This window comes from Saccharomonospora iraqiensis subsp. iraqiensis (assembly GCF_000430445.1).
GTDB classification, from domain to species: Bacteria; Actinomycetota; Actinomycetes; order Mycobacteriales; family Pseudonocardiaceae; genus Saccharomonospora; species Saccharomonospora iraqiensis.
In genome coordinates this window covers 45,579-55,236 of record NZ_KE387062.1, presented here as the reverse complement: position 1 = coordinate 55,236, position 9,658 = coordinate 45,579, and the positions used below count along the sequence as shown (strand labels likewise).

Genomic DNA, 9,658 nt, shown 5'->3' with positions numbered 1-9,658 from the left:
CGCTCGCCGCCGCGCGGCGCGCGGGCACGGTCGGCACGGGTCCGGCCGTCGGCCGGGGGCTGGTTGCCCTGCTGCCCCTGGCCGCGGGTGTGGGGCAGTACGTCTTCTACGCCCTCGCCACCGGCACCGTGCGGGCCAACGGGGTGCAGGCGAAGTCGCACCTCTACGACGAGCCGGCGTTCTACCTCGGCCGGTTCGTCGACCGCACGGTCGCCAACATCCGGGGTGTGGTCGACTCGTTCGGCGGGCTCAACGCGACCGACTTCGCCTTCCCCGGCGCGTTGCTGCTGTTCCTGGCCGGTCTGGCCTACCTGTTCGCGACCCGGCGCGACCACCGGCCGCTCGCCGTCGCGCTGGGCGTGGGCTTCGCTCTCGTGGTCGGCTCGGCGTCGACCCTGTCCACCGCGCTGATCCACGAGCTGCGCTACTTCCAGCCGTTCCTCCCGGTGTTCCTGCTGCTCGCCGCCTGCGGCGGCTACGGGCTCACCCGGCTGGCCCCACGCCCCCGGCAGCGCCGGTTCGCCGCGCACGCCCTGCTGGTGGTGGCGTTGCTGTTCACCCTGGTCGCCACCCCGACGTGGGCGGAGCGGCTGGGCAGGCAGTCCGCCACGATCCGGGACACCGACGTGTCGGTGGCCGCCTGGATCGACCGGAACCTGCCCCGGGACGCGATCGTGGGGGTCAAGGACGTCGGCGCGATCGCCTACCACGGCCACCGGCGCGTGGTCGACCTCGTCGGCCTGGCCACGAACGGTCTCGCCGAGCCGGCCAACCACGGCACCGGCAGCCTCTACGAGGCGCTGCGCGCGCTGCCGGAGGACGAGCGCCCCACCCACTTCGCGGTGTACGAGCCGCCGCCCGGACCGTCGATGCGGCCGTTCGCCGACGCGGGCCTCTTCGGCCGGGAACCGCTGGAGACCTTCGAGGTGCGCGCCCCCGCGGCGCTGGACGGGCGGCGGATCGTGCCGTTCTCCGAGGTCAACGTCCACCGGGCGGACTGGCGTGTGGCCGGCAGCGGGGACCGTGCCCCGGTGGAGGGCGAGGTGGTGGATCACCTGAACACCGGCAGCCTGCGCTCGGAGGAGGCGCACGACTACGAGGTGCGCATGCAGCAGCCGGGCCTGCAGCCGCACACCACCCTGCGCAGACACGGGAACGTCCTGGACAGCGGCCGGATCGTGGTGGGCGGCGAGGCGTTCACCGCCGAGGGACTCACGCCCGGGCAGCCGCTCCGGATCGCCACCCGGGTCCTGGCGCCGGGCTCGAACCACGAGGTGCGCGTCCGCGTCGACGGCCGCGACGCCGGGGTGTGGACCCTCCCCCCGGGCGAGGACCGCTGGTCGACCGCCGAGTTCACCGTCCCGCCCGACCTGGTCACGTCCGGCACGGCCCGCATCGAACTGGAACCGACCCGCCCCCTGCTCAGCCCCTACCCGGAATACACGTCCTTCGGCTACTGGTTCCTCCAATAACCGCGAGTCGCCACCCCAGCCCCGCGAGTTGACGCCCCGGGCCCGCGAGTTGCCACTCCGGGACGGCGAGTCGACGCCGCCGGACGGCGAGTCGCCCGTGCGCGGAGTCCCGCGTTCGCCGAGCCGCGTGGGTCAGATCGGGAGCTTGCGGAACAACGGCCGGGGCACGTGGCGCAGCGCCGACATCACCCAGCGGAACGCGCCCGGCGCCCACACCAGGTCCTTCCCGTCCCGCACGGCCCGCACCGCGGTCTCCGCCACCTGGTCGGCGGTCTGCTCCAGCGGGGCCTTGCCCATACCTTCGGTCATCTTCGTGCGCACCTGGCCCGGCCGGACCACGGTGACGCTGCCGCCGTGCGGGCGCAACGCCTCGCCGAGGCCCAGGTAGAAGCCGTCGAAGCCGGCCTTGGTCGAGCCGTAGACGAAGTTCGACCGGCGCACCCGCTCCCCGGCGACGGAGGACAGCGCGACGATGCTCCCGTGCCCCTGCGCCTTGATCCGCTCCGCGAGCGCCACGCCGACGGAGACGGCGGCGGTGTAGTTCACCGTCGCCAGGCTCACCGCCGTGGCGTGGTCCTGCCACGCCTGCTCGGCGTCGCCCAGCAACCCGAACGCCACCACGGTGACGTCGATGTCGCCGCCGGAGAACGCCTTGTCCAGCACGGCCGGGTGCGAACCGGTGTCGGTCGCGTCGAAGTCCACGCAGGTCACCTCGGCGCCTGCCGCCCGCAGCCGGTCGGCCGCCGCGTCCAGCCGGGGGGAGGGGCGCGCGGCGAGCACGACCCGCATCGGGCGGGCGGCGAGGTAGCGCTCCGCGATCGCCAGCCCGATGTCCGAGGTGCCACCGAGCAGCAGCAGTGACTGGGGATTGCCCACGGCGTCGATCACAGGTGCAGCCTCCTGGCCATGTCGGAGCCGAAGACCCGCTCGGGGTCCACGGAGTCTCGGATCTTGCGCCACTCGTCCAGGCGCGGGTACATGCGGTGGAACGTCTCCGGTGTGGTGCGCGAGTCCTTCGCGGTGTAGAGCCTGCCGCCGGCGGCCAGCACCTCCGCGTCCAGCTCGTCGCAGAAGGCACCGAGCCCGTCCTTGACCGGGAAGTCGACGCTGAGCATCCATCCCGGCGACGGCCACGACAGCGGGGCGGGGTTCGCCTCGCCCATGCGCTTGATGACGTTGAGGAACGAGTAGTGCCCCGAGTTCGCGATCCGGTGGCACAACCCCTTCAGTTCGTCCTCGCGGCCGAACGGCACCGAGAACTGGTACTGCAGGAACCCGGCCGGGCCGTAGGCGCGGTTCCACTCACCCAGCATGTCCAGCGGGTGGTAGAACTGCGTCAGGTTCTGGACCTTGCCGCGGGCGCCACCCCGGGGAACCGTGCGTTGCCACAGCGCGTTGATCGCGCCGAAGGTCACCTTGTTGCCGAGTCCGTTGGGGAAGACGTCCGGCAACGTCATCAGTTTCGGCGCGTCGAACTTGAGTGGGTCGGCGCGCAGGTCGTCCGGGAGCTGGTCGAGCGTGGCGAGGTCGCCCCGGGAGAACGTCGCACGTCCGAGCCGGTCACCCGTGGTGATCAGGTCCGGCACGGCCATCGAGTAGTCGTACCCTTCGTCCGACCCGTCGGTGAGCAGCGCCAGCGTCTCGTCGAGGTTCGCGGTGCGGTCGGCGTCGACGACGAAGTAGGCCGTCTCGGTCCGCTTCATCCGGATCGTCGCCCGCAGGATGACGCCGGTCAGCCCGATGCCCGCCACGGTGGCCCAGAACAGGTCCCGCTCCGGGCCCTCCGGGGTCAGCGTGCGCACCGCACCGTCCGCGGTGAGCAGGTCCATCGACACGACGTGGTTGCCGAAGCTGCCTGCGCTGTGGTGGTTCTTGCCGTGGATGTCGTTGGCGATCGCGCCGCCGATGGTGACCTGGCGGGTGCCCGGCAGCACCGGCACCCACAGCCCGTACGGCAGGGCCGCGCGCATCAGCGCGTCCAGGCTGACCCCCGCGTCGATGTCGACCGTGGCGTTGTCCGGGTCGATCGAGTGGATCCGGTCGAGCGCGGTCATGTCGAGCACCAGACCACCGGCGTTCTGCGCCGGGTCACCGTAGGAGCGCCCCAGGCCCCGCGCCACCACACCGCGCGCGCCCGCCCGGGTCACCGCGCGGGCGAGTTCGTCGACGTCGGCGGTGCGCAGAACCTCCGCCGTCGTCGGTGCCGTGCGTCCCCACCCGGTCAGTGTCCGCCGTTCGGTGTTCACCCTGACCAGAGTAGCCGCGCCGACCCGCCTAGACTCGGACGGGACGGCGACACTCGCACCGACGGGGTAGGCATGGTGGTGACCGGATCGCGAACGACCGGGACGGTGGGGGCCTCCTCTCCCGGACTGCTCACCCAGGTGCTGCGGTTCGTTCTCATCGGCGGCTTCTGCGCGCTCGTCGACTCCGGGATCTACTGGCTGCTGCTGCAGGCGGGCCTGTGGGTGCACCTCGCCAAGGCGCTCAGTTTCATCGCGGGCACGACGACCGCGTTCTTTCTTAACAGGCGTTTCACTTTCACCGGGGCACAAAAGGGTGGTGCCGGGCAGCTCGGCGGTTTTGTCCTGCTCTACACGGTGACCTTCTTCGTCAATGTGGGTACCAACGCTCTGGCGCTGCACCTGCTGCCGGACCTGCGCTGGCGGGTGGCGCTGGCCTGGGTCCTGGCGCAGGGCACCGCCACCACCATCAATTTCATCATGCTGAAGTGGGTCGTGTTCCGGGAAGCGCGCCCGTGAACGGGCAGCCGTCGGGTCACCCGATGGGGGCTGTACCTTACTGGGCGACTCCCGCGTGACGGTTTTTCATTTGGAGGACTGAGGTCTCATGCCCGGTAAAGCAGCATCGGCCACCGCGCCCGAGCAGGCCCCGAGTGGCTCCCCGTCCACCGCCGCGCCCGCGAGTGGGGAGGAGCCCCTGTTCTCCGAACGTGCGTCGGCGGGCAGGCTCACCGCCCAGCGGGGCCTGTACGCAGGACCGTCCGATGTGGTGAGCAAGGATCTCTACGCCGAGGTGGTCGAGGGCGTCGTGGCCCGGCGCAGGCACAGTCTCACCCTGGAGCCGTCGGCACGGGTGTCCGGCAACACCTACTTCGGACGGTTCCCGGCCAGCTACTGGCAGCGGTGGACCACGGCCCGCTCGGTGACCGTGGAGGCCACCGTCGCCGGGTCCGGCCGGCTCGCCGTGCGGGCGTCCGACGTGGAGGGTGAACCGCGCACGGTGGCGGTGCGCACCGTCGCCGACGTCGAGGACGAGGCGGTCGTCCTCGAGGCGCCGGTGGACAAGTTCCTCGACGGCGGGGCGCTCTGGCTGGATGTGGAGACCGAGGCGGGGGAGCGGGTCACCGTCTCCGACGTGCGCTGGACCGTCGAGGCGCCGGAGCGCGTCCGGCCGACCGCGGTCACGATCTGCACGATGAACCGCGCGGACGACTGCCTGGCCAACCTGCGCGCGCTCGCGGACTCGCTCGACGCGCTGGAGACCCTGGACGCGGTCTACGTCGCCGACCAGGGCACCGACACGGTGGACTCGCGCGACGGGTTCGACGAGATCGCCGAGGAGATGAAGGGCAAGCTGCACTACATCAAGCAGCCGAACCTCGGCGGCGCGGGCGGGTTCACCCGCGGCCTCTACGAGGTCGCCGGGCACACCGACACCGAGCACGCGAACGTGCTGTTCATGGACGACGACGTGCTGCTGGAGCCGGATCTGGTGATCCGGTTGACGGCGTTCTCCAACCGCGCGGCGAACCCGATGATCGTCGGCGGGCAGATGCTGAACCTGCTGCACCCGAACCAGCTGCACGTGGGGGCGGAGTACGCCAGCCTGAACACGCTGGAGCCGGGCCAGCCCGTCGAGCACAGCCTGACCACCGCCGACCTGCTCGGCGTGGACGAGGAGACCGGCAAGCCGAACAAGCAGGAGCGCAGGCTGGACGCCGGCTACAACGGCTGGTGGTCGTGCCTGATCCCGTACGAGGTGGTCAAGCGGATCGGCTACCCGATGCCGTTCTTCTTCCAGTGGGACGACGCGGAGTACAGCTACCGTGCGCGGGCACACGGCTTCCCCACGGTGACCCTGCCGGGTGCGGGCGTGTGGCACGCGGACTTCCACTGGAAGGACTGGGACGAGTGGCACCGCTACTTCAACCTGCGTAACTCCATCATCACCGCCGCCCTGCACAGCCCGTTCGACCTGAACGTGCTCTCCCGCGTGCTGCTGGCGCAGCTCGTGCGTTACCTGCTCGGCATGCAGTACGGACTGTCGGCGACGCTGATCAAGGCCGTGGAGGACTTCCTCGAGGGGCCGCAGATCCTGGACGACGGCGGGGTCGCGGCCATGAAGCGGATCCGCGAGATCCGCGACCAGTACCCGGAGACCAAGAAGTACGACCCGACCGAGGTGCCGGGCATCGAGTCGAACGACATCGGCATCATCAACACCCCACCGCGGCCGAGCCTCCAGCGCGTCGTGCTGCTCAAGCGCGTCCTGAACCGGCTGCTGGGGCGCAACCGGTTCGCGATGGGCGCGATCCCCACCGACGAGGCGAACTGGTGGCACGTGTCCCAGTTCGAGACCGCCGTGGTCACCGACGCCTCCCAGGAGGCGGTCCGGGTCCGCCGCTACGACCGGCAGCGCATGTTCGACCTGGCGAAGCAGGGCGTGCGGGTGGTCAACCGGCTGCGCAAGGAGGGGCGTGCGGTGCAGGCGCAGTACCAGCGCGCCATGCCGCAGCTGACCAGCCGGGAGAACTGGAAGCGGCTCTACCGGCTCTGACGGGGCCCGGGTCCCGGGGCCGGGTGCTGCGGTGCCCGGCCCCGGCGACCGCCGCCGTGGACCGGCGACCGGCCGGGCCCCGGCGGCTCACTGCATGCCGAAGACCTTGCCCCGCCGTTGCAGGTTGTCGATGTAGGCGGCGGCCACGTGCGCGAAGTTGACGCTCACGGTGAGCCCGTCGGTGGTGCGCACCTTCTCGATGGAACCGTGTTCGAGGTGCAGATGCAGTTGCCCACCGAGTTCGTCGACGTCCTCGGCGCGCAGGGGGAACAGGAGCGGGTCGCCGCCGCTGACGAGATGCAGCACGAGCGCGGGCTTGTCTTCGGCCATGGTCCCACCACAGCAGCAGGACGCGGCGGCTGCAACACGGTTCACCCACAGCGGAGCGGCGTCCGCGACCGGCCCGGCAGCCGCCCCGTTCGGGCTAACGCCCTCTCCCGTTCGCGATGACTGTTAACGTTCCTTCCGGACACAAGGAGTGAAACCGGGGGGAATTCGGGCATGGTGCAGTCCTTCTCGCTGTCGTCGGCCGCCGTGGACGTCCTGTTCGAGCACACGAGACTGGGCCGTGCGCCCTTCCCGTTCGAGGTGCCGCACGTGGGGGAGACGCACCACGCACGGGCACAGATCCGCGACACGGTGTTCCGTGACCTGCACGGACGCGGCCTGATGCGGCAGAACCGGCTCGACCCGGACGTCGAGGCGGCGCTGTTCACCCTGGTCCGGGGCTCGGCGGCGGTCACCGCGGCCGCGAACCTGGGCGACGACGGGATGCTGTTCGCGCGCTCGGCCGCGCACCGGCAGACGGCGGTGCTCGCCCGGCAGGACGGCGACGCGCTGATCGTCGAACTCATCCGACCCGAGGCCCTGGTGCCGGCGATCGTGCATCTCCTGCCACCGACACCTCCGGCCCCCGGTCAGTCGGTCACGGTCGCCAAGCCACAGCAGCGCCCGCAGCGCCGCACCGAGGAGGACTCCTACGACCCGTTCGCCGGAGCCTCGGCACCGCGCTCGCGCTCGGCACCGCAGATGCGGGCCGTCGAGCGGATGTTCGAGAAACCGCAGTTGCGGATGGGCCAGTTCACGGCCTTCGTCAGCGGCGGCAACGGCGCGGCGACACCACTCGAACCGGTGGCGTGGTTCGACTCGGAGGACGGCCGGGTCTTCTGCACCGGCCGCACCGCCGACGACGGCCGGAAGTGGCTCACCTACGCCCCCGCGGACGCGAACCGCATCTCCCAGCACCTGTATTCGCAGGTGAGAGGCGCATTCCAACGCTGAGTCCGCCGTGGGCGTCCGGTGCGAAACGCACGTGCGTGCGTGTCGTGACCGCTACACTCCGTACGGCGAAGCAGTACGGAAGGGGGCCCGTGAATGCCGATCTACGACCAGCCGGAGCCGTCGAGGGATTCGTCCTTCCTCGAGAAGGCGAGCCCGTTCGAGACCGCCACGGCGGGCATGAACAGCGACGCGATGGACTCGATGGCGTCCGAGGCCAAGAAGATGGTCGAGTCCGCCAAGTCCGGCGGCTTCCGCGTCAGCGAGAACGCCGCCCAACCGATCAGGGACGCACTGCTGGAACTGCGTAACGATGTGGAAAAACTTGTAGCCGATATCAATCTGCTCAGTCGACGTGAGCCCTCACTCGGGGAACATGATTACGGCCGGGCGATGGCGAGATTCCAACAGCAAGCCCTTGTTGCGAGTGATGGATCGCCGTTCAACATGTTGAAGCGTCTGTCCGAGGCGATCGGCGATGCGGACAAGGCTCTGGAGATTGCGATCAATAACTACCGGGAGGTCGACGAGTCGACCAAGGATTCGCTCCGAGGCGGACGTTGAGAAAACAGGCTGTCGCGATGACCGTGGCCGCACTCGTGCTTTCTGCTTGTTCGCAGAAGCAATCCGGTACGGCGGCTCCCGATGTTGAGGAATCAGAACCGTTGAGAACGCCCTCCGTCCAGCAACGTGCGGGATTACGCGCGGTCGAGCCCTGTTCCCTGCTCGATCCGGGCGAAACGGCGACCTTCGGGGAGTTCGAGAAGGGTAGCGAAGGAGTGCGGTCCGATGGTGGTCGGCAATGTCATTGGGAAGGTGTCCGCCAATCCGCGCAGGAGGACGGTGTTCCCAGTATCTACGTGGTTATCGAGGACGATTCGAGTATCGAGGAGTTGGGTAACGTTGGCGACGGCGCACGTTCTGGGGTCATGAAGGACTCGGGGCGGGCTGTTAAAGAGACTTGGAACGAAACCGGCTGTGTCGTCGGTCTCGCAGTGGGAAATAGCTCGCGTGTTGACGTGATTGTCGCCGATCCTGATCGAGAACAGTCGTGTGCTATGGCCAACAAAATTGCTGAGCTGGTCGAACCCAAACTTCCGATGAGGTAGAAGATGTCTCCTGGCGACCATTCGAAAATTACCTCCGAAGAGTTGTTGAACATGTCTTCCGAAAAGATACGATGGCATGTGACCAACGGAAACTCTCTGCCGAAACTTTCGGAAGAGCAACTGAAACAGTTGCCGGGCGACGTGGTGGAGCCATATATCGTCGCTCGTTTCAATCAGACGGGCGATCGTGGTTGGTACGAGCAGACCATGCATTCGCTCAGGGCCGACCTCAGGGCTGACCAGGTAACTTCCGAGCGGATCGCAGAGCGGCAGTCGTCCGGTATCGACTACCTGGAGGGGCCGCCGAGGTCGGACAGGAACTATTTGGCCGACCGACACGAAAAACTCAAATCCGACATCGACGCGGTGCGCCCCGAAGCAATCAAGGCTTACTCTGATACGTACTATAACGTTAGCCAGTTTCTGCGCAAAGTGTCCGACCTGATGCGGGAGAAGGTCGGGAAGTCGCAGCAGGAGTGGGAGGGTGCTGCGGCCGACAGCGCCCACGGGTACTTCCTCGGGCTGGGTGACTGGGCCGAGGGGAACTCCGAGAACGCGATGCTGGCCTCCGACATGATCGTCAAGGAGTCCGAGGCCGCGGAGAGCGCCCGGAACAGCATGCCCGAACCGGTTCCGTTCGAGATGAAGTCCGAGATCACCGGGTGGGTCAGCGATCCGTTGTCGTTCGACGACAGGATCAACGAGTCGATCGAGAAGCACCGGCGCAGCCAGGAGGCGCACGAAGAGGCCGCGCGGGTGATGACGCAGTACGACACCGATCTCAACGAGGCCGGCAGCAAGCAGCCGGTGTTCACCGAGCCTCCCTCGTTCGATGGCTCCTCCTCGACCGGTGACGCGGGATCGGGTGTGCGGAACATTCCGGCTGCCGCGACGAGCGCGTCGGGGTTCGCGGGTCCCGCCGGGAGTGCCGGTGGGGCCGCCGGGTCGGTACCCGGAGGGGTCGCCGGCAGCGGACCGGCCGGGTCGCCGGGGTCGTTG

9 protein-coding genes and 1 pseudogene are annotated in these 9,658 nt (G+C 69.0%); 7 read left to right on the top strand and 3 right to left on the bottom strand.

Features of this window, described 5'->3' with window-relative positions:
* The coding region (locus ACTIR_RS21890; protein ID WP_233345832.1) for a hypothetical protein at positions 1-1,472 on the top strand (1,472 nt) is incomplete at its 5' end.
* Positions 1,473-1,604: 132 nt separating this feature from the next.
* Here ACTIR_RS21890 and ACTIR_RS0105375 read toward each other — a convergent pair.
* Together ACTIR_RS0105375 and ACTIR_RS0105370 are read right to left on the bottom strand one after the other, a co-directional pair.
* On the bottom strand, positions 1,605-2,360 hold the full coding sequence (locus tag ACTIR_RS0105375; protein ID WP_026453502.1) for a decaprenylphospho-beta-D-erythro-pentofuranosid-2-ulose 2-reductase: 756 nt from the start codon (positions 2,358-2,360) through the stop codon (positions 1,605-1,607).
* The gene (locus ACTIR_RS0105370) at positions 2,357-3,718 is read right to left on the bottom strand and encodes an FAD-binding oxidoreductase (protein WP_026453501.1); all 1,362 of its coding nucleotides are present in this window, start codon (positions 3,716-3,718) and stop codon (positions 2,357-2,359) included. Before ACTIR_RS0105370 ends, ACTIR_RS0105375 begins: the two co-directional genes overlap by 4 nt.
* 72 nt (positions 3,719-3,790) lie before the next feature.
* On the opposite strand from ACTIR_RS0105370, the gene ACTIR_RS0105365 reads away from it, so the two are divergent.
* Both ACTIR_RS0105365 and ACTIR_RS0105360 read left to right on the top strand, forming a co-directional pair.
* Positions 3,791-4,234 carry a GtrA family protein gene (locus ACTIR_RS0105365; RefSeq protein WP_026453500.1) on the top strand — a complete coding sequence of 148 codons (444 nt, stop codon included), beginning with the start codon at positions 3,791-3,793 and terminating at the stop codon, positions 4,232-4,234.
* An 88-nt stretch (positions 4,235-4,322) separates the two neighbouring features.
* Positions 4,323-6,272: a glycosyltransferase gene (locus tag ACTIR_RS0105360; protein ID WP_026453499.1), complete on the top strand. Its 1,950-nt coding sequence runs from the start codon at positions 4,323-4,325 to the stop codon at positions 6,270-6,272.
* Between the two features lie 87 nt (positions 6,273-6,359).
* Here the strand turns inward: ACTIR_RS0105360 and ACTIR_RS0105355 are convergent, their stop codons facing one another.
* On the bottom strand, positions 6,360-6,602 hold the full coding sequence (locus ACTIR_RS0105355) for a hypothetical protein (RefSeq protein WP_026453498.1): 243 nt from the start codon (positions 6,600-6,602) through the stop codon (positions 6,360-6,362).
* A gap of 171 nt (positions 6,603-6,773) precedes the next feature.
* Here ACTIR_RS0105355 and ACTIR_RS0105350 point away from each other — a divergent pair, with 171 nt between their 5' ends.
* The 4 genes and pseudogenes from ACTIR_RS0105350 to ACTIR_RS26320 form a co-directional block, all read left to right on the top strand.
* Positions 6,774-7,553: an ESX secretion-associated protein EspG gene (locus tag ACTIR_RS0105350; protein ID WP_026453497.1), complete on the top strand. Its 780-nt coding sequence runs from the start codon at positions 6,774-6,776 to the stop codon at positions 7,551-7,553.
* Positions 7,554-7,646: 93 nt separating this feature from the next.
* Positions 7,647-8,114: a hypothetical protein gene (locus tag ACTIR_RS0105345; protein ID WP_026453496.1), complete on the top strand. Its 468-nt coding sequence runs from the start codon at positions 7,647-7,649 to the stop codon at positions 8,112-8,114.
* Positions 8,115-8,131: 17 nt separating this feature from the next.
* Positions 8,132-8,659: a DUF3558 family protein gene (locus ACTIR_RS25235; RefSeq protein ID WP_084789329.1), complete on the top strand. Its 528-nt coding sequence runs from the start codon at positions 8,132-8,134 to the stop codon at positions 8,657-8,659.
* A gap of 78 nt (positions 8,660-8,737) precedes the next feature.
* A pseudogene (locus ACTIR_RS26320) lies at positions 8,738-9,658 on the top strand (hypothetical protein); the annotation flags it as partial.

Bases quoted from the DNA above. Each gene is read 5' to 3' on its own strand.
- ACTIR_RS0105350 (WP_026453497.1), top strand. From the start codon at position 6,774: ATGGTGCAGTCCTTCTCGCTGTCGTCGGCCGCCGTGGACGTCCTGTTC.
- ACTIR_RS0105360 (WP_026453499.1), top strand. From the start codon at position 4,323: ATGCCCGGTAAAGCAGCATCGGCCACCGCGCCCGAGCAGGCCCCGAGT.
- ACTIR_RS0105365 (WP_026453500.1), top strand. From the start codon at position 3,791: ATGGTGGTGACCGGATCGCGAACGACCGGGACGGTGGGGGCCTCCTCT.
- ACTIR_RS0105355 (WP_026453498.1), bottom strand. From the start codon at position 6,602: ATGGCCGAAGACAAGCCCGCGCTCGTGCTGCATCTCGTCAGCGGCGGC.
- ACTIR_RS25235 (WP_084789329.1), top strand. From the start codon at position 8,132: ATGACCGTGGCCGCACTCGTGCTTTCTGCTTGTTCGCAGAAGCAATCC.
- ACTIR_RS0105345 (WP_026453496.1), top strand. From the start codon at position 7,647: ATGCCGATCTACGACCAGCCGGAGCCGTCGAGGGATTCGTCCTTCCTC.